The organism is Gilliamella sp. wkB308 (genome assembly GCF_001690185.1).
Taxonomy (GTDB): domain Bacteria; phylum Pseudomonadota; class Gammaproteobacteria; order Enterobacterales; family Orbaceae; genus Gilliamella; species Gilliamella apicola_I.
This window is the reverse complement of the sequence record NZ_LZGN01000037.1, coordinates 287,229-312,511: the sequence shown is the minus strand read 5'-3', so window position 1 is coordinate 312,511 and position 25,283 is coordinate 287,229. Positions and strand designations below refer to the sequence as shown.

The following is a 25,283-nucleotide window of genomic DNA, read 5'->3' as shown; positions in this document are numbered from 1 at the left end:
ATATATTGTTTGGTTATGTGTATTTAATGGTAGATGCCTGTTGACGCAAGTAATCTGGGTTATGTATATTAGCTGTGCAAGATAATAATTATTATGATAATAGCTGTCATGGATAGTTTTATTGACCGGAAATTTATGTAAAGAGGCGTGAAAGGATGGAAATTTTAAAAGACTATAGAGTGCACTTGCTTGCGCTGATAGTTGTTTTAGTATGTGAGTTTGTTGGTAAGCAGTCTATCTGGATTATCATGTTGTATCCTATGCTATTTGCCATGATTATTGGTGGTCTTATCAGTCTTCCTAAATTAAAAATCTTAAAACATAAAAATATGCTTCATGCTAGTTCGGTGATGATTGTGACGTTAATGTTACTGATTGCCAAGTTAGGTGTTGCGGTGGGGCCTAAAATTGATATGATTTTGCATGATGCTAAGTTGGCATTGATTTTCCAAGAATTAGGGCATTTTGCAGGTACCATTTTACTCGGTTTACCGTTGGCAATGATGTTAGGAATGAAGCGAGAAGCGGTCGGGGCAACCTATTCTGTTGCACGTGAACCCAATATTGCCATTGTGGCAGATAAATATGGACTTGATTCGCCCGAAGGTCGTGGTGTCATGGCAATGTATGTTTGTGGTACGCTCTATGGGGCGATTTGGATGAGTATCTTGGCTAGTATAATGGCAAAATTAGACATTCTTCATCCTTATGCATTAGCCATGGGGGCAGGGGTTGGTAGTGGTAGTATGATGGCGGCATCACTTGCGCCGATAAGTGACCTTTATCCTAATATGGCGAGTGACATCAAAGCTTATGCAACAACGGCTAATTTAATGTCTAGTATAGTTGGTATTTATATTTATACGTTATTCTCACTACCGTTTGCTTCTTTTCTCTATAATGTTTTTGCTCGTTTTCAAAGCAGTAAAAGGAGTTCACTATCATGAAGATTTTAGAAACGGTTTTTTTATTGATTTTAGTCGCAATTATCATGGCTGCCGGCAATACAGTCGGTTATCATGTCGATTTTATGCTGTCATTACAAGCTTTAGCTGTGCTGGTTGCAATATCGATTGTTGGTTTTTTTATAAGCAAAGTGCCTTTATTTAATAAACTTCCTGTTATTTTGTGGGTATCTGTCGTGGCGGCCATGGCTTCTTCACCAATATTTCCATTTCATGAGCAAGTTGTTGCGATAACTGATCATGTCTCTTTACTTGCTGTTTGTACGCCAGTGCTTGCTTACGCTGGATTAGCCATTGGTAAAGATCTTGCTTTATTCAAAAGTATCTCTTGGCGAATTATTCCCGTTTCATTAGCGGTGTTTTCCGGTACTTTCCTTTTTGCCGCCATCATTGCACAAATAACCTTAAAGTGGGAAGGTGTGATTTAATATTAGGTAGGATTTAATATATGACAAAAGAAGAACTAAAACGACAAGTTTGCAGTGCCATCGCTAATCGTAAAGCGGATATAAAAGCGATTGCTGAGGCAATTTGGGCTGAACCTGAACTGGGCTATAAAGAACACAAAACCGCAAAAAAAGTTGAAGATGCTTTTGAAAAACTTGGTGTGCCCTATAAAAATAAATTGGCGTTAACAGGGGTGAAAGGGCGTTTAAAAGGGGGAAAAGGGAGCCAATGCAGTGTCGCAATTATTGGTGAACTTGATGCCATTATCTGTGCTGACCATCCAGCTGCCGATGATACCTCTGGCGCTGCTCACTGTTGTGGTCATAATGCACAAATTGCAAATATGATGGCTGTCACCATGGGATTAATCGATTCTGGCGCCATGCAATTTTTAGCCGGTGATGTTGTTCCTTTTGCGGTACCAGCCGAAGAATATGTTGAAATTACGTATCGTAATCGTCTGATTGAAGAAGGTAAAATTAAGTATATTGGCGGTAAACCCGAACTTATTTCACGGGGTGAATTTGATGATGTGGATATGGCACTTCAAATTCATTTAACCAGTGTTCCAAACGATCGCCAAGACGGATTTATTGAGATTTCAACCACAAGTAATGGATTTATCGGTAAATTAATCAAGTATAAAGGTGAAGCCGCTCATGCGGCGGCGGCTCCTCATGCTGGCGTCAATGCGTTAAATGCAGCAATGATGGGGATGATGGGCGTTCATGCTATACGTGAAACGTTTCAGGAAAAAGATTATATTCGTTTTCATCCAATCATTACCCAAGGCGGTGATTTGGTGAATGTTGTACCAAGTGATGTCAGAATGGAAAGCTATGTTCGAGCGGGTAATGTTCCGGCAATGATTGATGCTAATGAACGAATTAATCAGGCTTTAAAAGCTGGGGCAATGGCTGTGGGGGCAACTTGCGAAATTAAAGATTTACCGGGTTATCTTCCATTGCAAAATGATCCAACCTTAAATGCCTTTTTGAAAGCAAATGCTGAAGCGTTAATTGGCGAAGAAAATGTGTCCGTTGCACCCCATATGACCGGTAGCACAGATACGGGCGATTTATCGCATATTATGCCTGTTAGTCATCCGTGGATAGGATCGGTTAGAGGTGTGTTACATGGGAAAGATTATACGGTTTTTGATGAAGAGATGGCCTATATTCGTCCTGCTCAGATGATGGCATGTACCATTATTGATTTGCTTTATGATGATGCAAAACCAGCCCAAACATTATTATCAAACTATAAACCTCTTATGACTAAAGACGAGTATTTAAGCTTTTTAGCGAGTTTTGATAAATAATGTTAATGACTTGGCACATTGCTGTGCCAAGTTTCTGCTATAATAGATTCTTTATGATTAATCACGATGATGATTCCCTATGCTAGCACTAACCGATCAAGAATTACTTCGTTATGACAGGCAAATTTCCTTACTAGGCTTTGATATCGATAAACAGCAAATGTTAAAAAATAGTGCGGTATTGATCATCGGGCTAGGCGGTTTGGGGTGCACAGCTTCGCTTTATTTGAGCCGTGCAGGTATAGGTAAATTGACGCTAGTTGATTTTGATACCGTATCAGAATCCAATTTAAATCGTCAAATTTTATATACGCATCAAGATATTAAGCAACTCAAAGTAGATGTAGCGAAACAAACATTAATCAAAATGAATTCTGATATTGAAATCGATACTATCAATCAAAAACTAGATGATGTTTCGTTAACTTCCCTTATAAAACAACATAATCTTGTCATTGATTGTACCGATAATTTATCTTCCAGAGAACAGATAAACCGCTGCTGTTTCCAAGTAAAAAAACCGTTAGTGTCAGGTGCTGCAATTCGAATGGAGGGCATATTAACGACTTTTACTTATCAAGCAAATGAGCCTTGTTATCACTGTTTAAGTCGATTGTTTGGGCAGGATCAACTGACTTGTATTGAAGCAGGGGTGATGGCGCCTTTAGTTGGCATGTTTGGTTCAATGCAGGCATTAGAGGCAATTAAAGTTTTGACTGATTATGGTCAACCTTTGGTTGGACGTGTACTGATGATTGATGCAAAAAGTATGCAATTTAATCACGTATCTTTGTCTAAACAGCCAGATTGTCAGGTTTGTGGTAACAGTAATAAAATATAGGTAACACAATGAACATCGATCGTATTATTTTAGCGCCAATGGAAGGGGTACTTGATTATCATGTTCGGCAAATTTTGACTGAAATAAATGTATTAGATTATTGCGTGACCGAATTTGTGCGCATCACCCATCATAAATTATCCAATCGAACTTTTTATCGACTTTGTCCCGAGCTACATCATGGCGGAAAAACGGCATCCGGTACTCCAGTTCGTGTGCAGATTCTTGGGCAATCACCTGAGTGGATGGCAGAAAATGCCGTTAAAGCAATTGAATTAGGCTCGCATGGGATAGATATTAATTTTGGCTGTCCTGCTAAAACCGTCGTTGGTAGTCATGGTGGCGCATATCTATTGCAATATCCGGATCAAATTTTCAACATTGTTCAGCAAGTCAGACAGGCAATGGGGACATCCGAAATATTATCCGTTAAGATTCGTTTAGGTTGGGCGGATAAATCTTTCTGTTATGAAATTGCTGACGCCATTGCACTTGCTGGTGCAAATGAGTTGGTTATTCATGGTCGAACTAAAGTGGACGGTTATCAAGCCGATAAAATTGATTGGCAGACAATAGGAAATATTAAGCAGCGGGTCAATATTCCGATCATAGCCAATGGTGAGATTTTCTCTATACAACATGCGCAAGATTGTGTAAGACAGAGCCAAACAAGCGATATTATGCTAGGTCGCGGAATATTAACGATACCAAATTTAGCGAATATAATACGTTTTAATGAAGCGCCATTAAGCTGGAAAAATGTATTACAAATATTAATGCGTTACGCAACAACGACGATAGAGGATGTGAAACCGTTATATCACTCAGCACGCATTAAACAGTGGCTTGCTTATTTTCGGCAATACTATGCACCTGCATCAGATTTACTCAGTCAAATTAGGACACTAAAAACGCAAAAAGAGATTTCAGAACATTTAAAGCGAATCACAGATCAATCACAGCAATTTTGATGCTTAGGTTGTTTCATTGGTTATTGATATTGCTTACGATGACTTACTTTATCATCACGTTGGTTAGATTATAATTAGAATTCAATCAATATACTTTTTGACTAATTAATTTTTCATAACTATTTAATTGTTGTTTAAATTAAATTCACGAATCCATTTTTCATCGTTGTCTTCCAAAAATTGTGTAAAAATTAAACTTAAATATTTAGTCCTGATATTGTAGATATAATAAGTGATATAACAACGATTTATCAATAATAAAAAACGGATTATCTTAATTGTGAGTATATAATTTATTGTGTAATTTTGTTATAGTGTACAAGTTGTAAATTGCAAAATAGTATAGAGAGGACTGAATGATTATCGGTAAGCAACAATCGGATACAACGTTGGAATGGTTTTTGTCTCATTGCCATATTCATAAATATCCAGCTAAAAGTACCCTGATTCACCAAGGTGAAAAAGCCGAAACTCTCTATTACATTGTTAAAGGTTCTGTTGCGGTTTTAATCAAAGATGATGAAGGCAATGAAATGATTTTGTCTTACTTAAATCAAGGTCAGTTTTTGGGCGAATTAGGACTTTTTGAAGAAGGCACAGAACGAAGTGCTTGGGTTAAAGCGAAAACAAGTTGCGAAGTGGCTGAAATATCGTACAAAAAATTTAGACAACTTGTACAAGTTAATCCTGATATTTTGATGCGATTGGCAAGCCAAATGGCAAGTCGTTTACAAGTGACTTCAGAAAAAGTCAGTAATTTAGCTTTTCTTGATGTTGCTGGTCGTATTGCACAAACTTTGTTAAATTTAGCAAAACAGCCCGATGCGATGACGCATCCGGATGGCATGCAAATCAAAATTACTCGTCAAGAAATAGGTCAGATAGTTGGTTGTTCACGAGAAACAGTAGGACGAATTTTAAAAATGCTTGAAGATCAGCATCTCATCTCTGCACACGGTAAAACGATTGTCGTTTATGGTACACGATAATTGAAAAATATTACGAAATTTAGTCAAAACATGATTGATATAACGCGAGATATTACATGACACAAGAAAGATGTATTCCAAGTCATGTGGCTATAATTATGGATGGAAATGGTCGCTGGGCAAAAAAACAAAATCAATTACGAGCATTTGGTCATCGTGCCGGTTTGAAAGCTGTGCGTAAAATTGTGAGTTATGCCGCAACCATTGGTATCAAAGTACTAACCTTATATGCGTTTAGTAGTGAAAATTGGAAACGCTCATCCAATGAAGTGTCATCTTTACTTTCGCTTTTTATTTATGCATTAAACCGAGAAACAAAAAGTTTACATAAAAATAATATTCGTTTGAATATCATTGGGGATATTTCGCGTTTTAATGAGCAACTTCAAACGATGATAGTTAATGCAGAGGCATTAACTAAAAATAATTCGGGACTGGTATTAAATATTGCCGCTAACTATGGCGGACGCTGGGATATATTACAATCAGCCCGCAATATAGCTATACAAGTAAAACATGGTGAGTTGATGATAGATGATATTACTGAGGAACGTTTGGGGTTAGAAATGTCAATGGGTGATTTTCCTGATGTTGATTTAGTTATTCGTACTGGTGGTGAATACAGAATAAGTAATTTTTTATTATGGCAAATTGCTTATGCTGAACTTTATTTTACTGATACCTTATGGCCGGATTTCGATCAGGCGTTATTTGATCAAGCAATCAGTGATTTTAATACCCGAGATCGTCGTTTTGGGGGTATTTTAGCGGAGGAGCAATCATGTTAATTCACCGTATTTTAGCTGCTATTATTCTAATACCTATTGTTATAATTACACTTTTTTTCGCGCCATTATCACTCTTTACCTATATTATGATTTTTGTTTGTGGTCTTGCAGCGTTTGAGTGGTCGCAGTTTTTAGCAATAACCCAAAAACAGCAAAGGGTTATATTTGCTTTGGTCGTTATTATTTTATTAAGTTTACTCTATCTATTACCCATTCCGATTGTTGCAAAATTGAAGTTATATTCAGGATTATTATTACTTTCGTTATGTTGGTGGTTGGTTGCACTATTTTTAGTTCTTACCTACCCAAATACGGCTAAATATTGGCGTGGTTCTATCACTGCAAAATTAGTATTTGCTTTTTTTACTATCGTTCCTTTTTTTATTGGGATGATCGAACTTAGAATGATTAATTATAATGCGAATACTTATACCGGCGCTTATTGTCTGTTATATGTCTTTATTTTAGTCTGGGCAACAGATACTGGCGCTTATTTTGTTGGGCGCAGTATGGGGAAACGCAAATTAGCACCAAAAGTTTCACCCGGTAAAACTTTAGAGGGATTTATTGGCGGTGTGATTGTTGCCATTGTTATTAGTTTTATTGCCTATTTTACTGGATTTATTTCAATTAATTTGACCAGTTTTATTATGAGTTCTTTATTCGCTATTTTTGCATCAGCATTAGGTGATTTAACTGAAAGCATGTTCAAACGTGAAGCAGGCATCAAAGATAGTGGAAATTTAATCCCTGGACATGGCGGTATTTTAGATCGTATTGATAGTTTGACTGCTGCAGTGCCTATTTTTGCAGCATTATCTTTCAATTTATTTTAAATAAGGTAATTAACTTTGCTTTGGTCTCTGTTGTTATTTATCATTACCATTAGTATATTAGTTACAGTACACGAATTTGGGCATTTTTTCGTGGCAAGGCTATGTGGCGTTCGGGTTGAATGTTTTTCCATTGGATTTGGAAAAAAAATATGGTCACATAAGTTTTCAGGTGGAACAGAATTTGTCATTGCTATGATTCCACTAGGTGGTTATGTTAGAATGCTGGACGGAAATGCAAAAAACTTATCAACCGACGAAGAAAAACAGGTTTTTGATAAAAAAAAGATATGGCAACGAGCAGCAATTATATTTGCAGGCCCATTTGCTAACTTTATTTTAGCTTTCATTCTATATTGGATAATTTTTATGCTTGGTGTTGTTACCTATCCGGTTAAAATAGGCAGTACAATACCCGATACACCTGTTGCGACAGTGAATATCCCTTCTGGAGCAGAGTTAAAAAAGATTAATAATATACAGATTGAAAGTTGGAATGATGTAAATTTTGCATTAATGTCTATTTTAGGACAAGATGATGTGACGATTACCTATTTGATTAATGCTGGTAATAATCATCAAAAAGAAGTTAGTCAACGTGTTGATATTCGTCATTGGTATTTCGATATTGAAAAAGAATCAGCAATAAAGACCTTTGGATTGTTACCTAAAACACTGGAAATTTATCCAATTGTGAGTAAAATTATACCAAATTCAGCTGCCGAAAAAGCGGGTTTACAAGTTGGTGATAAGATTCTAAGTTATAATGAACACCCTTATGTAGATTGGAATGATTTTTCAGCTATAATAAAGAAAGGTGATCTAATAAGATTAAAAATTGAGCGTGAAAATAAAAATCTTTACCTTGATTTAATGCCGTCAATACAGGCAAATGGTGAAGGTATTGCGGGGCTATATCCTACCTCGGAAGCAGTCATTAAGCAGTATGGATGTTTAGAAGGGTTTGGCAAAGGATTAGAACAAACAGTGTTAACCACTCAGTTAACAATTCGTTCTTTTTATCAGTTAGTAACAGGTGTTATTGGACTTAATCATTTATCAGGACCAATAACAATAGCAAAAAGCGCAGGGCAAACAGCAAGTTATGGTTTCACGCCTTACTTATATTTTCTGGCATTTATTAGTATAAGTCTGGGGGTAATCAATCTTGTTCCATTACCAATGCTAGATGGTGGGCACCTTATTTTTTTATTGTTTGAGAAAATAAAAGGTAAAAGTCTATCAATTAAAGCAAAAGAACGTTTTTATCGTTTCGGATTTGCTTTTTTACTGGTAATAATGGGGATTGCACTATTTAATGATGTTTTACGATTGTGATGGAATGAGGTTATAAACATTTACAATGAAAAAAATAAATAAATTACTTATAGCATCTTTGCTGTTTAGCACAACAGCAGTATATAGTTCCAATGCATTTTGTGTTGATGATTTTGTAGTAAAAGAAATCAAATTTGAAGGATTACAACGGGTAACTCAAGGGGCAGCATTGCTTGATATGCCAATCCAAGTTGGTGATTATGTCAGTGAGTCTGATTTGGGGCATATTGTTAAATCACTTTATTCGAGTGGAAACTTCGATAATATTACTATTTCTAGAGATGGTAATAGCTTAATCATTCATGTTGAAGAGCGTCCAACCATTGCGAGTATTACTTTTTCAGGTAATAAATCAATTAAAGATGATATGCTGAAAAAGAATTTAGATAGCTCTGGTATTCGGGAAGGCGACGCACTTGATAGAACCATGCTTTCTGCCATGGAAAAAGGGCTAGAAGATTTTTATTATAGCGTCGGTAAATATAATGCTCGAATTAAAGCTGTTGTCACACCATTATCTCGTAACCGCGTTGATTTAAAGCTAGTTGTCGCAGAAGGTAAATCAGCGTTAATCGATCAAATCAACATTGTCGGGGCTAAGGCATTTTCGTCCGAAGAGCTAATTTCACGCTTTTCACTGCGAGATGAAGTGCCGTGGTGGAACATGCTTGGCGATCGCAAATATCAAAAACAAAAATTAGCTTCTGATTTAGATGAATTACAAAGCTTCTACTTAAATCGAGGCTATGCACGTTTCAATATTGAATCCACTCAAGTCAGTTTAACGCCAGATAAAAAAGGTATTTATGTCACTATCAATATTCATGAAGGTGAACAATATAAATTATCTGATTTTGACTTCAAAGGGGATTTTGCCGGACATAAGGATGCGATTACTAAAATAGCAAAAGAACGTGTTTCGACAGGTGATTTGTATAATGGTAAAAAAATTACTGATATTGAAGATAATGTAAAACAGCTACTTGCAAATTTTGGTTATGCTTATCCAAAAGTCAGTATTCAACCTGAAATGGATGATTCAACGCATACCGTAAAATTAATTATGTTTGTTGATGTTGGGCCACGTTATTATGTCCGTAATATCAACATAGAAGGTAATACCATAACAAGTGAAGGTGTTATCCGTCGTGAACTTCGTCAAATGGAAGGTTCTTGGCTGAGTAATGGACTTGTAGAACTAGGTAAAGATCGCTTAAGTCGATTAGGATTTTTTGAATCAGTAGATGTTGAAACTGAGCGTGTTCCAGGAGCTGAAGATCAAGTTGATATTACTTATAAAGTCACGGAGCGTAACACAGGAAGCATCAAACTTGGTGTGGGTATTGGTTCTGATAGTGGTATTAGTTTTAATGCTGGTATTTCGCAAGATAACTGGTTAGGTACGGGTAATAGTGTTTCATTCGATGTAAATACGACAAATACCGATAAAACTGCATCGATATCAGTTGTAAATCCTTACTTTACGATTGATGGGGTGAGCTTAGGCGGAAGTATTTATTACAATACTTATAAAGCAGATGATGATGATGATGAATCTGTTTATTCAAGTAAGTTATGGGGTGCATCAGCTAATTTAGGTTTCCCAATTAGTGAAAATAATTTTATTCGTTTTGGTAGTGAGTATGCTAATCGGAAATTATCCGATATGAAACCACAATATGGTATGTGGCGTTACTTCCATTCAATGGGGGAAAACACTAAAAATAAACACTCCATGACCTATAATACCAATGATTTATTATTAAATGCGAATTGGACATATAATTCATTAAATCGTGGTTATTTCCCTACAGAAGGTTTAAAAGTATCGGCTAACGCAAAAATTACGGCTCCAATATTTGATAACCGCTTCTATAAAGTGGTTGCAGATGCATCTTTTTATTATCCTCTTGATAGTGATCATAATTGGGTATTCTTAACGCGTGGTCGATTAGGTTATGGAAATGGTTTTGGTGGAAAACAGCTACCATTTTATGAAAACTTCTATGCAGGTGGTTCGACCGTTCTTCGTGGATTTAAATCCAATACTGTTGGGCCTAAAGCAGTCTATTTTAATAGAGCAAACTGTAGTAATTTAAATAATACTTCAGGATGTGTAGAATCTAAAGATGCGGTAGGCGGTAATGCATTAGCGTTTGCAAGTGCTGAATTAATTGTTCCAACGCCATTTATTAGTGAAAAGTATTCCGATAGTATTCGAACATCGTTCTTTGTTGATGCAGGTACGGTTTGGGATACCGAATGGAACTTAAAAGGTAATCATTTGCATGATTACAGTTCTCCTTCAAATATACGAGTTTCGCTAGGTCTTGCAGTACAGTGGATGTCACCACTTGGACCATTAGTATTTTCTTACGCAATACCGCTTAAGAAATATGACGGCGATTCGTCTCAACAATTCCAGTTTAACATAGGTTCAACATGGTAAAACCATGTTGTAATTAAATGAAATACACATAGGTGAAAAAAGTGAAAAAAATTATATCTATTATTAGTCTTAGTGCAGCGCTTCTCTTTACAGGTATAGCTAATGCAGAAATAAAAATTGGTGTTATAGATGTGATGTCTGTATTACAACAAATGCCTCAACGGGAAGCCGTTGGTAAAGCATTAGATAAGGAATTTGAATCACAAATCAAATCTTTACAAGATCAAGAAGAAAAAGCGAAGAACGCAAGTGCTCGTTTGAAAAAAGATGGCCCAACACTATCTGCATCGGAAAAAAGCAAATTGAATAAAACAATTGCTGATTTTGAAAGTAAAGCGAAAGATTTTTCAATAAAATATCGTAAACGTGAAAATGAAGAAGCAGAAAAATTATTGAAACAAATTCAAAATGCAGTTAAGGAGATTGTTGCTACTGAAAAATATGACCTTATTTTGAAAGCCGAAGCAGCACTTTCTGCCTCTGATGCAGTTGATATCACTGAAAAAGTATTGGAAAAGGTCAAAAAATAATGTTGGCTTGTCGTTTAGAGCAACTAGCAAACTATCTTGACGCACAATTACACGGTAATGCAGATATACTCATTACCGGTATAGCTTCAATGAAAAGCGCTGTATCTGGGCAAATCACTTTTTTGGCGGATCAAAAATTGCAAAGCAAATTAGCAGAATGTAAAGCTTCTGCTATTGTGATGACTGAAGATAGCCTTAAGTATTGGCACGGTGCTGCATTGATTGTTAAAAATCCTTATCTTGCCTATGCAAAATTAGCACAATATCTTGATACAACACCTGATCCTGCTAAAGACATCGCACCTTCCGCTGTAATCGACCCTACCGCTCAATTAGGTGCTAATGTTTCGATTGGTGCCAATGCCGTTATTGAAAGCGGTGTACATTTAGGGGATGGTTGTATTATTGGAGCAGGTTGTTTTATAGGAAAAAATACGACTATTGGTGCCGACACTAAATTGTGGGCTAATGTCACCGTTTATCATAATTGCGTTATTGGTAAAAATTGCCTGATTCAATCTGGAACCGTTATAGGCTCTGATGGATTTGGTTATGCGAACGACAAAGGTAAATGGATTAAAATCCCTCAACTTGGACGTGTTATTATTGGTGATAATGTCGAAATTGGGGCATCAACTACGATAGATCGTGGTGCACTTGATGATACCGTGATTGGTAATGGGGTGATTATTGATAATCAATGTCAAATTGCCCATAATGATATTATAGGTGACCATACTGCCGTTGCTGGTGGTGTAATAATGGCAGGAAGTCTGACTATAGGACGTCATTGTTTAATTGGTGGCGCAAGTGTAATCAATGGACATATGGAAATTTGTGATCAAGTCACTGTGACTGGAATGGGCATGGTTATGCGCCCGATCACTAAACCAGGAGTCTATTCATCAGGTATTCCATTGCAAGAGAACAAAATATGGCGAAAAACCGCTTCATTAGTTTTACATATTGATGAAATAAATAAACGTTTGAAATCACTTGAGAAGAAACTATTAAATAGCTCGACGTAGCCAGTTTCGGTCGGTATAATGCCAACCTATTTTATAATTTTTTTAAGCCCAAATATCATTGATGATTTATTTATGGGCTGAATATATTCAATAATTCCGAGGTATAAAGATGCAAGTTTCGGTAGAAACAACACAAGGTTTAGGTCGACGTTTGTCAATTACTATTAAAGCTGAAAATATTAAAAAAGCTATTGATAAAGAATTAGTTAATACGGCTAAAAAAGTTCGGATTGATGGTTTCCGTAAAGGAAAAGTGCCTTTAAAACTTGTTGAACAGCGTTATGGTGCTTCAATTTTACAAGAAGCATTAAGTGATTTAATGCAAAAAAGTTTTGTTGATGCAATTATTCAAGAAAAATTAAATCCAGCTGGTGCTCCAACTTATACTCCTAAAGAATATAAAAATGGAGAAGATTACACATTTGACGTTGAATTCGAAGTTTATCCTGACGTTAAAGTTAAAGATTTAGATAAAATTGAAGTCGAAAAACCTGTTGCAGAAGTTGTTGATGCAGATGTTGAAACTATGATTGAAACACTACGTAAACAACAAGGTACTTGGAAAGTAACAGAACAAGCTGCAGGTGAACAAAATCGAGTGACTTTAGATTTTGTGGGTAAAGTAGATGGAGAAGAGTTTGAAGGTGGAAAAGCTAATGATTTTGCATTAGTTTTAGGACAAGGTCGAATGATCCCAGGTTTTGAAGATGCAATTATTGGGCATAAAGCGGGTGATTCGTTTGATATTAATGTAACCTTCCCGGAAGATTATCACGCTGAAAACTTGAAAGGTAAACCAGCTGTATTTGCTGCAACATTGACAAAAGTTGAAGAGCTTGAACTTCCTGAGCTGACTGAAGATGTTATTAAACGGTTTGGTATTGCTGATGGAACAATCGAAAGTTTACGCGCTGAAGTTCGTAAAAATATGACACGTGAACTTAATGCGACAATTCGTAACAAAATCAAATCACAAGTTATCGACGGATTGGTTAAAAATAATGAAATTGAAGTTCCAACTGCGTTAATCGATCGTGAAGTTGATGTATTACGTCAGCAGGCTTTATCACGTTTTGGTGGCAACATTAAACAACCAATGGAACTACCAAAAGAGTTATTTGAAGCTGAAGCAAAACGACGTGTCAGTATTGGATTATTATTCAGTGAAATCATTGAAAGTAATAAACTTAAAGCTGATGAGGCTCGTGTGCAAACATTGATTGATGAAATAGCAACGGCTTATGAAGATCCTAAAGAAGTGATAGAATATTACCGCAAAGATAAAAAAGCGATGGACAATATCCGTTCTGTAGCACTAGAAGATCAAGTTGTTGATCTGTTATTAGCTAGTGCAAAAGTAACTGATAAAAATTCTTCATTTTCTGAATTAATGAATCAGCAAATGGCTTAATTAGCAGTTTTATTCAGTTTAAAAAAATTACTTTAAAGCCCAAATAAGGATTATCTGTTTGGGCTATTTTGTTTAATTAGGAGATAAAAATGCCGTTAGAACCATTTATGAGTGTTATACCAATGGTTGTTGAGCAAAGTTCTCGGGGTGAGAGGGCTTATGATATATATTCACGTTTATTGAAAGAGCGTATTATATTTTTAACGGGTCAAGTTGAAGATAACATGGCTAATTTAATTATTGCTCAAATGCTATTTTTAGAAGCCGAAAATCCTGAAAAAGATATTCATCTCTATATCAATTCACCAGGTGGTGTGGTTACAGCAGGAATGGCAATCTATGATACGATGCAATTTATCAAACCTGATGTAAGTACAATTTGTTTAGGCCAAGCTTGTTCAATGGGGTCTTTACTTCTAACTGCTGGTACAAAAGGAAAACGTTACTGCTTGCCTAATGCTCGAGTGATGATCCATCAACCATTAGGTGGTTTTCAAGGTCAAGCTTCTGATATACAAATTCATGCTCAAGAAATTTTGCAGGTTAAAAGTCGATTAAATAAAATTATGGCGATGCATACAGGTCAAGATATTAGCGTGATTGAAAGAGATACAGATCGTGATAACTTTATGTCTGCTGAAAAAGCGGTTGAATATGGTTTAGTGGATGCCATATACAGTAAACGATCTTAATAACAGACTAGGTAGGTGATTAAAGTGAATAAAACAAATTCCGAAAAATTACTTTATTGTACTTTTTGTGGTAAGAGTCAGCATGAAGTTCGTAAACTCATTGCAGGGCCATCATCTATTTATATTTGCAACGAATGTATTGGTTTGTGTAATGATATCTTAAAAGAAGAAACTAAAAACTTTCTTTCTCATGAAGAGTTTATCAGTAAACCTTTACCAACCCCTCATGAAATTCGTGCACATCTCGATGAATATGTTATTGGTCAAGATCGCGCCAAAAAAGTATTATCTGTAGCGGTTTACAATCATTATAAACGGTTACGCAACTATTCTAATCCGAGAGATGTTGAATTAGGTAAAAGTAATATTTTATTAATTGGACCAACAGGTAGTGGAAAGACATTATTAGCTGAAACATTGGCTCGATATCTAGATGTTCCTTTTGCAATGACCGATGCTACAACGCTAACTGAAGCGGGTTATGTGGGCGAAGATGTTGAGAATATTATTCAAAAATTACTACAAAATTGCGATTACGATGTTGAAAAAGCGCAACGTGGTATTATTTATGTAGATGAAATTGATAAAATTTCACGAAAATCAGATAATCCATCAATCACACGGGATGTGTCGGGCGAAGGTGTTCAACAAGCATTGTTAAAAATTATTGAAGGTACGGTTGCATCCGTTCCACCTAAAGGGGGACGTAAACATCCTCAACAAGAATTTTTACAAGTTGATACATCAAAAATCCTATTTATTTGTGGTGGCGCATTTAGTGGCTTGGATAAAGTCATTGAAAATCGTGTTTCAACTAATACAGGAATCGGTTTTGGCGCTGATGTTAAAAGTACCAAGCAACAAGCTTCTGAATCTGAACTGTTAGCTCAAATTGAAGCTGAAGATTTAGTGAAATTTGGCTTAATTCCAGAATTTATTGGACGGTTACCTGTGATTGGTACATTATCTGAACTAGATAAAGATGCGCTAATCAGTATATTGACTGAACCTAAAAATGCATTAACTAAACAATATCAAGCATTGTTTGATTTAGATGGTGTTGATCTTGAGTTTTCTAAAGAAGCATTAGACGCTATAGCCGTCAAAGCGATGCAACGCAAAACAGGGGCGCGTGGTTTACGCTCAATTGTTGAAAATATTTTATTAGATACGATGTATGATTTACCATCAGAAAAAAATATTAAACAAGTGATTGTTGAACAAGACACGGTTGAAAAATCTCAAGCACCTAAGCTAGTGTATCGAGATAACACTGCGCTTTTAGCTTAACGATAGTAATAAACTGCCATGAAAGTGGCAGTATACTGATGAAAAAATTGTATAAGTCAAATTAAAAATTATGAGTGATTGAATTCGTCAAGGCTTTTAAGGAATAATATGTTTTAAACAATAATAAAATAGGCTTGAATATCTCAAAACAATCCCAATATCTACCTAATAAGTTTGTATTACCAGAGAGAACAATATGAAAACAAAACAAACTAAATCAATGATTATGCCTATTTTACCATTACGTGATGTTGTTGTGTTCCCACACATGGTGATCCCTCTCTTTGTTGGACGAAATAAATCTATACGTTGCCTTGAAAGTGCAATGGAAATGGATAAACAAGTTTTTCTTGTTACCCAAAAAAATCCATCGCAAGATGATCCAGATATTGAAGATTTATATGAAATTGGCACGATAGCCAATATTCTACAATTACTCCAATTACCAGATGGCACAGTGAAAGTTTTAGTCGAAGGCGTAGAGCGGGCTAAAATAGTTGATATTGTCGATCAAAATGATGATGACTTTTTAATTGCTAATATTAAACCACTTAGTGAGAAAAAACGTGCTCAAGATCTCAATGAAGCGCTTGTCCGCGTTGTATTGTCTAATTTTGAAGAATATTCAAAACTCAACAAAAAAATCACACAAGAAGTGGTTGATTCCATTCGTTTAATTAAAGAACCTTCACAATTATCAGATTCTATTGCAGCAACGTTATTTTTGAAAGTAGATCAAAAACAACAAATTTTAGTCACAGCTGATTTAGAAAAACGTTTCGAATTGCTTATTGCCATGATGGAAGCTGAAATTGATTTGTTGCAAGTTGAAAAAAATATTCGTCAGCGTGTTAAACAACAAATGGAAAAAGCGCAAAAAGAATATTACTTAAATGAACAAATCAAAGCTATTCATAAAGAATTAGGTGATATTGATAATAAACCTGATGAGTTTGAAGAGTTAAAAACCAAAATCACTAAAGCAAAAATGCCAAAAGAAGCCACAGAAAAAGCTATGGCTGAACTTAATAAACTTAAGATGATGCCAGCAATGTCTGCGGAAGCGACCGTAGTACGTGGTTATATTGATTGGATGTTACAAGTTCCTTGGCATAAACGAAGTAAAGTTAAAAAAGATATTGAAGCCGCTCAAAAGATTCTAGATAAGGATCATTATGGACTTGAGAGAGTCAAAGACCGAATTTTAGAGTATTTAGCTGTGCAAGGACGAGTCAATAAAGTAAAAGGCCCTATTTTATGTTTAGTTGGGCCTCCAGGTGTTGGTAAAACTTCGCTTGGTCAGTCAATAGCTAAAGCAACAGGGCGAGAATATGTCCGAATGGCTTTAGGTGGTGTACGTGATGAAGCAGAAATACGTGGACATCGACGTACCTATATTGGTTCTATGCCAGGTAAATTAATTCAACGTATGGTTAAAGTTGGGGTTAAAAATCCATTATTCTTATTAGATGAGATTGATAAAATGGCATCTGATATGCGTGGTGATCCTGCTTCTGCCTTATTGGAAGTTCTTGACCCAGAGCAAAATAATGCATTTAGTGATCACTATTTGGAAGTTGACTATGATTTATCCGATGTGATGTTTGTTGCAACGGCAAATTCAATGAATATTCCTGCTCCATTACTTGATAGAATGGAAGTGATTCGACTTTCTGGTTACACAGAAGACGAAAAATTGAATATTGCTAAACAACATCTAATTGCTAAACAGATTGAAAATAATGGCTTGAAATCAAAAGAAATTGAAATTGAAGATTCTGCCATTATCGGTATTATTCGTTATTATACACGTGAAGCTGGTGTGCGAAGTTTAGAGCGTGAAATAGCCAAAATTTGTCGCAAAGTTGTGAAACAATTAGCGCTAAATAGTAAATTGAAAAAAGTGAAAGTCACGCAAGCTAATTTAGCAGAGTTCCTAGGCGTGCAACGATTTGATTATGGTAAAACTGATAATGAAAACCGAATAGGACAAGTTATTGGACTTGCCTGGACAGAGGTCGGTGGTGATTTGTTAACTATTGAATCAGTCAGTGTTCCGGGTAAAGGAAAACTTACCTATACTGGATCATTAGGTGATGTTATGCAAGAGTCCATTCAAACTGCATTAACAGTTGTTCGTTCTCGAGCGGAGAAATTGGGTATCAATAGTGATTTTTATGAAAAACGTGATATTCATGTACACGTGCCAGATGGTGCGACACCAAAAGATGGTCCAAGTGCAGGCATTGCTATGTGTACTTCATTAATATCAACATTAACGGGTAATCCTGTTCGTTCTGATGTTGCAATGACAGGCGAGATCACATTGCGTGGAGAGGTGTTACCAATTGGTGGTTTGAAAGAAAAACTTCTTGCAGCACATCGTGGTGGCATTAAAACCGTGTTAATTCCAATGGATAATGTCAAAGATCTGGAAGACATCCCAGACAATGTTAAATCTGAAGTTGAAATTATACCTGTAAAATGGATTGATGATGTTATAACCGTTGCACTTCAAAACAACCCATTTGGAATGGAACCCGTTACCAAAAAAGTTACTTTAAAACAACCGACTAAAAAGGCGATTAAAAAAGTAAAAGGAAATGTTGAAGTGCCAGCTCGATTAAATTAATTATCTTAATTTCAAAAAGATCAACACATGTTGATCTTTTTTTTGCTTAACATTCTGACAATAGCCTATTTTAGTAAATATGCTATACTTGCCAAATTAATTATTGGTTTTATGGAGAATCTTTAGAAATGATGGAAACAATCCGAGCAGCTGCAAACCATATAGCTGTTAAAATTATATTCGCTATAATTATTATAAGTTTTATTTTTACCGGTGTGTTCAGTGGCGGTAATAGTGCACGTGATGAACAAATATATATAGCGAAAGTGGATGGTGAAGGGATTAGTCGAGCGCAGTTTGAGGCTCAGGCTAGTGCAGAATCATCAAGAGCGATGGGGGATAGCACTTTTATTAAACAAATTCGTCGAGATGTTCTTGCTGATCAAATTAATAACTATCTTGCTTACCAATTATCTAAAGACCTCAACCTTAATATTAGTGACGATCGTTTAAAAGAAATGATTAGCAAGCAGAAGGAATTTTTTGAAAACGGAAAGTTTAGTAATCAAAAATATTTAAATCTTCTTGCGGCAAATAACTTTACACCAGAGGCTTATGCGGAGTCTATTCGAGCAGCTGCACAACGACAACAGCTTATCAGTTCATTAATCTATAGTGACTTTGTGGTACCAAATGATTCTGATTTTTCAAAATTACTTGATCAAACAAGAACGATTTATGCTGCGCCAATCAGTTCTTCTATTGTTAAAATGGATGATGTCAATATAACGACTGAAGATGAGCAAAAATACTATGATGAGCATAAAAATTCTTTTTTTAGAAAGGAAAGAGTTAAATTTAAATACATAGCAAATGCTAAGCAAGATTATCTAAACACTATCACTATTGATGATAAAGACATTAAAAAAGAATTTAATGATAACCTAAAGGAATATACCTATCCTGCCAAAAAATCGTTTAGTGTGATTTTTGTAAAAGACTATAACCAAGCTGAAGATATCGTCAAAGACCTATCATCGGGTACCGAATTTTCAACAGTATTGAAGAATATTAATCAGAATGAAGATGTTTCTCCTTATGGCAAAAATGGTTCACTAGGTTGGTTTGCTGATAATGATGACTTACCACAACCTTTTAAAGAGGCAAATTTACATAATATTGGTGAAGTTTCTAAACCAATACAAGTCGAAGGTGGTTATGTCATTGTCAAACTAGATGATTTACAAAAAGCTAAATCTATGGATTATGATTATGCAAAATACCAAATTAAGACCAAGCTTCAAGAAAATAAAATTCAACAACATTTTGAAAATGCAGAAGATAAAATGAAGTCAGCGCTAGTTAACCATTCTAACGATTTCGATGCGATAGCTAAAGAGGCAGGTTTAGACGTTAAAGAAACTGATTGGACTTATTATAATGATGCAAGTTCAATTGCTCGTTATCCAGAAGTGCGAGATGTCATATTTAGTAGCGACATGATTGCTGATGATAAAGTGACGGGTAAAATTTCAGAAATAATACCTGTAGGACGGGATTTAGACATGTCAGATTTTATCATTCAAGTTGTCGATTACAAACCCGAAGGAATTGCACCATTTGAAGAGGTAAAAAACGAAATACATCAAAAACTTTATGATGATATTGTTGATAGCCGTTTTAAATCAACAGTGGATGATATTGTGAAAGAGTTGAATGAAAAAGGAACATCAAAACAAGTACAATTTTCTACCAATTATACCTTGAAAAGAGATTCAAATGAACTTGATAGGAAAGTGGTCGATATGGTGTTTAATTTAGTTCCTTCTGCAACCGATAAACGTGTCTATGGGGTTGAATATATCAATAAACATGATGCTTATATCACGGTGTTGACACAAGTTAAAGATGGTGAGTGGCAAGATGTTTCATCTTATTTACTGCGTTATTATTTGCAAAATACCTATAATTCTTTAGCTACGGATATGCGTTCAAGAGCAAAAATTGAAATCATGCCAAACTCAAATTTGTGATATACATCGAAAATTTGATAGAGACACTGTTAAAACTAAAAGCCACTTGTGTGGCTTTTCTCATTTTTATAATAAGTTAAATCGTTTCATTAAATTAAATGAGATAGTGCTAACGCAAATTTTATTGCGTAACTATTTTAGAGGTTAATTATATGAAACGAATTTCACTATTTGGTATTTTACTATCGTCTTTTATCTTTTCGTCAATCAGTTTAGCGGAACCAACGCCAATATCACCCACTAAGCAAGAACAAAAACAGACCATTCAAGTTAATATTAATACTGCTTCAGCGCAAGAGCTGACAAAAATATTAACAGGAATTGGATTAAGTAAAGCTCAAAAAATTGTTGAATATCGTGAAAAATTTGGACCATTTGTATCGGTTGAACAACTTAAAGAAGTCTCTGGTATCGGACAAGCTACTCTTGATAAAAATATCGGGAAAATAGCATTGTGATATTATTTTCCACCAATTCATATTGGTGGAAAATGCTTATAACCTTAATAATCCACAGGATCGACATCTATATTCCAACGTACTCGAGAACTTTCTCCCCACTTTTCAATGTTGAGGATAAGTTTATCCAATATTTCTTGTAACAATTTGCGATTAGTATGTTGTAAAAGTAATTGCCACCGATGGTAGTCCGCTTTTTTGGCTTGATTTGCCGGCATCGGACCAAGTTGCCATAAACCTAAATCACAGTTTGCTTTTAACCAGTCATGAATTTTTTGTAGAAAAATGGGAGCATAATGATTATTACGATCTGCTGCACGGATCAGTACTTGATAGCTAAAAGGGGGTAACTGCGTTAATTGACGTTCTTGTAATGTTACGCTTGCAAATTTTTGATATCCCTCATTCAATAAAATATTAAGAAGTGGATGATCTGGATGATAGGTTTGCAAAATAACTTCGCCAGCTTTGGTTGCCCGACCTGCCCGACCAGAAACTTGAGTATAAATTTGTGCAAATCGCTCTGTTGCTCTAAAATCACTTGAAAATAGCGCTCCATCTACATCGATAATTCCAACTAAAGTAACATCTGGAAAATGATGCCCTTTCGCTAAAATTTGAGTGCCAACTAAGATATGGGCTCCGCCTTGTTGAATATCCTGTAAATAATTATTCAATGCGCCTTTTTTACTGACTGTATCGCGATCAATACGACTAATTTTAATATTGGGGAATAAAACTTCGAGTCTTTTTTCCAACTGTTCAGTCCCAAATCCAATTGGCACAAGGTGAGTCGATCCACATTTAGGGCATTGTTGAGGAACAGCTCGTGGTGTATCACAATGGTGACAACTCAATTTATGCTGTTTGTGATGATAAGTATAGGGTCTGTCACAACGAGGACATTCTGCAATCCAACCACAGTCATGGCAGATCAGTAATGGTGAAAACCCTCGTCGGTTTAAAAAGAGCATGACTTGATTATTATCAGATAAGTGTTTCTGGATTTGCTCAATTAATGGTTGTGATAGCCCTGCATCGAGAATTAAACCTCGAATATCTAAAATAGACTGTTTAGCCAGCGTTGCATTACCCGCTCTTTCAGTAAGCTGGAGTAACTGATATTTATGGTAGATAGCATTTTTGAGCGTTTCTAGTGAAGGCGTTGCAGAACCCAACAAAATCGGAACATTTTCAATTTTGGCTCGGATTATTGCCAAATCTCGGGCATGATAGCGCCAACCTTCTTGTTGTTTATAAGAGCTATCATGTTCTTCATCGATAATAATGATACCTAAATTTTTAAATGGTGTAAAAAGTGAAGAGCGTGTTCCAACGACAATAGCTGTTTCGCCATTACGACTTCTTAACCATACCCCCAGTCTTTCTTTGACCGTCAATCCTGAGTGTAAAATGTCAATCGGTGCATTAAAACGTTGTTTAAAACGGGTAATGGTTTGTGGTGTGAGACTGATTTCAGGTACTAATACTAACGCTTGTTTTCCCATTGATAACACGTGAGATAAAATATTTAAATAGACTTCGGTTTTACCTGAACCAGTTACTCCTTCTAACAGAAACACATTAAAATTATCAATCTGTTTATTGACGCTTTGAATAGCATTTGATTGTTGTGCATTGAGTTCAATTGAGGTTGTATTTGTTGAATAGCAAGTTTGCCATTCAGTACTGTCTGGTAAACAACGGACTTGTTCGATTAACTGTTTTTTCTGTAATGCAAGATAGACAGCTGAATTGAAGTCGGTTTCTTGTAGTGTATTGTTTTTTAATGCTAATAATAGTTGTTTTTGTTTGGTTGCACGAGGCATTGAGTCTATATTGAACTGCTTACCAAGCTCAGTTAATTGCCATCTTTTAATTTCATCCTTACTTGCTGCTCGTCCTTGTCTTAATAAAATGGGTAAGGCATGGAATAACACCTCACCTATTGGGTAATGATAATAACTTGCTGCCCAATTTAATAATTGCCATATTGCATCATTAAATACGGGTGTTTCATCAACAATTGATTTTATGGATTTCAAATGACTAATATCAACATCGGTATGTTTATCGATATTAACAATTATGCCTATTGCATCACGATGACCAAAAGGAACCTTCACCCGCATACCAATTTGAGCAGGCATAGTTAATTGATAATCATAAAGTTGGTGTAATGGTACAGGTAAAGCTACATGAGCGATAAGCATGAAAAATCACATCAATGGTTAAATTAAACTCGTATTGTACGTAAAATCAAATGAACTCGCAAAAGCTACGCCATGAAATCTAATTTTAAGATGTGAAAAGTGGTTTCAAGTTGTAAAATTTGCTATCTTGATCTTATCGGATTTTTGATGACTATGAAAGGGATAAAAGATGTCAGAATTTTTTTCACATATAAATCAGCGTGGTGATGCGCACATGGTTGATGTCTCAGAAAAAAAAATAACAACGCGAGAAGCGAAAGCAGAGTCAATAATTCTAATGAGTGAAAAAACATTAAATATGATTCTTGAAGAAAAGCATCAAAAAGGGGATGTGTTTGCAACAGCACGAATTGCCGGGATTCAAGCAGCAAAAAAGACTTGGGAACTGATCCCTTTATGTCATCCATTATTATTAACTAAAATTGAAATCAATATTCAAGCAGATATTGATAATAGTTGTATAAGAATTGAATCTTTTTGCCGATTAAATGGGCAAACAGGCGTTGAAATGGAAGCGCTGGTTGCTGCCTCGGTTGCCGCATTAACCATTTATGATATGTGTAAAGCAGTACAAAAAGATATGGTAATAACACAAGTAAGGTTGCTATCAAAAACAGGTGGTAAATCTGGGGATTTTGTTGCACAAACATAGAAAAAGAACATCATGAATAAAATTATTTTTTTTGCTCAAACCAGAGAGTTAATTGGAATAGATACTATTGAATTGAATGCCGAACACTGGTCTATTTCCGAACTTATTGAGCATCTTAGTCAACGCGGTGATAAGTGGGCATTGGCATTAAAAGAAAAAACAGTATTATGTGCAGTGAATCAAACATTTGCGGATGTTAACTATATTATTCAATCAGGCGATGAAATTGCATTTTTCCCGCCCGTAACGGGAGGATAAAATGGATATAATTAAAATTGACGATGAATCGATTAATACTAATGACATTATTAGCTGGCTTTCTGAATTACCACAAGATGGTGCGGTGGTAACATTTATTGGTAAAGTTCGTTGTACAGAAAAAAAGACCATTGGACTTTATTTGGAGCATTATGCGGGAATGACAGAAAAGGTATTGAGCAATATTATTGTACAAGCTCGACAACGTTGGAAATTGAGTCGAATCGCTGTCATTCATCGAGTGGGTAATATTAAAACCAATGAAAAAATTGTATTTGTGGGCGTGAGTAGTGCACATCGCTCAGATGCATTTGCGGCAGCTGAGTTTATTATGGATATATTAAAAAATGAAGCGCCATTTTGGAAAAAAGAAAATACTATTGATGGTAATAATTGGGTTGAAACAAAAAAATCTGACGTTGATGCATTGAAAAAATGGTATTAATTACTATTTACTATATAATAGCTATGTTATGTCAATTTATTTTTAATGAGAGGTAAGGAATGGCAGGATATACTCCTAATGGTTCAATTATTGAACAATCCGGTAGCCGTGTGCAAACATATATGAGTCATGTTTATGGTTGGATGACGGTAGGTTTGCTTTTAACGGCAATGATTGCGTGGTTTGCATCAACGAATGTGCAACTTATGCGAGTATTATATAATATAATGTGGGTTCTATTGATTGCTGAGCTTGGATTAGTATTTGTTATTTCTGGTTTAATTAACCGATTATCAGGTGCAGCGGCGACAACATTATTTATGTTATATTCAGTCTTAAATGGTTGTACTTTTTCAATTTATTTCCTTGTTTATACCTCATCTTCAATAGCAAGCGTCTTTTTTATCACTGCGGGTATGTTTGGTGCACTTGCATTTTATGGGTATACGACAAAACGTGATTTATCTGGTTTAGGGCGTTTCCTATTTATGGGATTAGTTGGTATTATTATCGCTTCGATCGTTAACATCTTTTTACAAAGTGAACCATTAATGTGGGCAGTAACCTATATTGGTGTTTTTGTTTTTGCAGGGTTAACAGCGTATGACACTCAAAAATTAAAAGAATTAGGCGAAAACATATCACAAGATGATCCGAATATGTTTAGACGTTATGTTATTCTTGGCGCATTAACGCTTTATCTTGATTTTATCAACTTGTTTATATTGTTGTTAAGAATTTTTGCTGACCGTCGATAGT

Annotated in this window: 23 protein-coding genes; 22 read left to right on the top strand and 1 reads right to left on the bottom strand. The window is 35.5% G+C overall.

Translation table 11 applies throughout. The features are described from left to right. The first annotated feature begins 155 nt into the window (after positions 1–155). From A9G10_RS07805 to A9G10_RS07720, 18 genes are all read left to right on the top strand, one after another. Positions 156–947: a DUF3100 domain-containing protein gene (locus A9G10_RS07805; protein ID WP_065558973.1), complete on the top strand. Its 792-nt coding sequence runs from the start codon at positions 156–158 to the stop codon at positions 945–947. Next, positions 944–1,393 carry a hypothetical protein gene (locus A9G10_RS07800; protein WP_065558972.1) on the top strand — a complete coding sequence of 150 codons (450 nt, stop codon included), beginning with the start codon at positions 944–946 and terminating at the stop codon, positions 1,391–1,393. Before A9G10_RS07805 ends, A9G10_RS07800 begins: the two co-directional genes overlap by 4 nt. Before the next feature lie 20 nt (positions 1,394–1,413). Next, positions 1,414–2,733, top strand: a complete 1,320-nt coding sequence (locus A9G10_RS07795) for an amidohydrolase (RefSeq protein WP_065558971.1) — start codon at positions 1,414–1,416, stop codon at positions 2,731–2,733. A 79-nt stretch (positions 2,734–2,812) separates the two neighbouring features. After that, a complete protein-coding gene (locus A9G10_RS07790; protein ID WP_065558970.1) occupies positions 2,813–3,574 on the top strand; it encodes a molybdopterin-synthase adenylyltransferase MoeB in 762 nt (253 codons plus the stop codon). Between the two features lie 8 nt (positions 3,575–3,582). Further along, complete coding sequence (gene dusC / locus A9G10_RS07785; RefSeq protein ID WP_065558969.1) at positions 3,583–4,545, top strand: tRNA dihydrouridine(16) synthase DusC; 963 nt, start codon at positions 3,583–3,585, stop codon at positions 4,543–4,545. 356 nt (positions 4,546–4,901) lie between these two features. Further along, positions 4,902–5,534: a cAMP-activated global transcriptional regulator CRP gene (crp, locus tag A9G10_RS07780; protein ID WP_065558968.1), complete on the top strand. Its 633-nt coding sequence runs from the start codon at positions 4,902–4,904 to the stop codon at positions 5,532–5,534. 56 nt (positions 5,535–5,590) lie between these two features. Continuing rightward, complete coding sequence (locus A9G10_RS07775; protein ID WP_065558967.1) at positions 5,591–6,322, top strand: isoprenyl transferase; 732 nt, start codon at positions 5,591–5,593, stop codon at positions 6,320–6,322. Further along, entirely contained in the window at positions 6,316–7,158 is an 843-nt protein-coding gene (locus tag A9G10_RS07770) for a phosphatidate cytidylyltransferase (RefSeq protein ID WP_065558966.1), read from the top strand. The genes A9G10_RS07775 and A9G10_RS07770 overlap by 7 nt, the downstream gene beginning before the upstream one ends. A 15-nt stretch (positions 7,159–7,173) precedes the next feature. After that, positions 7,174–8,493: an RIP metalloprotease RseP gene (rseP, locus tag A9G10_RS07765; protein ID WP_065558965.1), complete on the top strand. Its 1,320-nt coding sequence runs from the start codon at positions 7,174–7,176 to the stop codon at positions 8,491–8,493. 25 nt (positions 8,494–8,518) lie between these two features. Further along, positions 8,519–10,942, top strand: a complete 2,424-nt coding sequence (gene bamA / locus A9G10_RS07760; protein WP_065558964.1) for an outer membrane protein assembly factor BamA — start codon at positions 8,519–8,521, stop codon at positions 10,940–10,942. A gap of 41 nt (positions 10,943–10,983) precedes the next feature. Beyond that, positions 10,984–11,472: an OmpH family outer membrane protein gene (locus A9G10_RS07755; RefSeq protein ID WP_065558963.1), complete on the top strand. Its 489-nt coding sequence runs from the start codon at positions 10,984–10,986 to the stop codon at positions 11,470–11,472. After that, positions 11,472–12,500 (top strand): UDP-3-O-(3-hydroxymyristoyl)glucosamine N-acyltransferase, encoded by a 1,029-nt coding sequence (gene lpxD / locus A9G10_RS07750; protein ID WP_065558962.1) that lies wholly within the window; start codon positions 11,472–11,474, stop codon positions 12,498–12,500. The genes A9G10_RS07755 and lpxD overlap by 1 nt, the downstream gene beginning before the upstream one ends. 109 nt (positions 12,501–12,609) lie before the next feature. After that, on the top strand, positions 12,610–13,911 hold the full coding sequence (gene tig / locus A9G10_RS07745) for a trigger factor (RefSeq protein ID WP_065558961.1): 1,302 nt from the start codon (positions 12,610–12,612) through the stop codon (positions 13,909–13,911). Between the two features lie 89 nt (positions 13,912–14,000). Further along, the gene (gene clpP, locus A9G10_RS07740; protein ID WP_065558960.1) at positions 14,001–14,603 is read left to right on the top strand and encodes an ATP-dependent Clp endopeptidase proteolytic subunit ClpP; all 603 of its coding nucleotides are present in this window, start codon (positions 14,001–14,003) and stop codon (positions 14,601–14,603) included. A 15-nt stretch (positions 14,604–14,618) separates the two neighbouring features. Then, a complete protein-coding gene (gene clpX / locus A9G10_RS07735) occupies positions 14,619–15,893 on the top strand; it encodes an ATP-dependent protease ATP-binding subunit ClpX (protein WP_065558959.1) in 1,275 nt (424 codons plus the stop codon). Between the two features lie 196 nt (positions 15,894–16,089). After that, a complete protein-coding gene (lon, locus tag A9G10_RS07730; RefSeq protein WP_081299143.1) occupies positions 16,090–18,525 on the top strand; it encodes an endopeptidase La in 2,436 nt (811 codons plus the stop codon). Positions 18,526–18,653: 128 nt separating this feature from the next. Further along, positions 18,654–20,498 (top strand): SurA N-terminal domain-containing protein, encoded by a 1,845-nt coding sequence (locus A9G10_RS07725; protein WP_065558958.1) that lies wholly within the window; start codon positions 18,654–18,656, stop codon positions 20,496–20,498. 152 nt (positions 20,499–20,650) lie between these two features. Beyond that, positions 20,651–20,956, top strand: coding sequence for a ComEA family DNA-binding protein (locus tag A9G10_RS07720; protein WP_065558957.1), 306 nt, complete (start codon positions 20,651–20,653; stop codon positions 20,954–20,956). Between the two features lie 44 nt (positions 20,957–21,000). Here the strand turns inward: A9G10_RS07720 and priA are convergent, their stop codons facing one another. After that, a complete protein-coding gene (priA, locus tag A9G10_RS07715) occupies positions 21,001–23,169 on the bottom strand; it encodes a primosomal protein N' (RefSeq protein ID WP_065558956.1) in 2,169 nt (722 codons plus the stop codon). A gap of 169 nt (positions 23,170–23,338) precedes the next feature. On the opposite strand from priA, the gene moaC reads away from it, so the two are divergent. Genes moaC through A9G10_RS07695 form a run of 4 tightly spaced genes read left to right on the top strand, consistent with a single transcriptional unit; the run spans position 23,339 to position 25,282 of the window. After that, a complete protein-coding gene (gene moaC, locus A9G10_RS07710) occupies positions 23,339–23,821 on the top strand; it encodes a cyclic pyranopterin monophosphate synthase MoaC (protein ID WP_065558955.1) in 483 nt (160 codons plus the stop codon). Positions 23,822–23,833: 12 nt separating this feature from the next. Continuing rightward, the gene (gene moaD / locus A9G10_RS07705; protein WP_065558954.1) at positions 23,834–24,079 is read left to right on the top strand and encodes a molybdopterin synthase sulfur carrier subunit; all 246 of its coding nucleotides are present in this window, start codon (positions 23,834–23,836) and stop codon (positions 24,077–24,079) included. A gap of 1 nt (position 24,080) precedes the next feature. Beyond that, positions 24,081–24,524 carry a molybdopterin synthase catalytic subunit MoaE gene (gene moaE, locus A9G10_RS07700; protein ID WP_065558953.1) on the top strand — a complete coding sequence of 148 codons (444 nt, stop codon included), beginning with the start codon at positions 24,081–24,083 and terminating at the stop codon, positions 24,522–24,524. Positions 24,525–24,583: 59 nt separating this feature from the next. Continuing rightward, the gene (locus A9G10_RS07695) at positions 24,584–25,282 is read left to right on the top strand and encodes a Bax inhibitor-1/YccA family protein (protein WP_065558952.1); all 699 of its coding nucleotides are present in this window, start codon (positions 24,584–24,586) and stop codon (positions 25,280–25,282) included. Position 25,283: the final 1 nt, after the last annotated feature.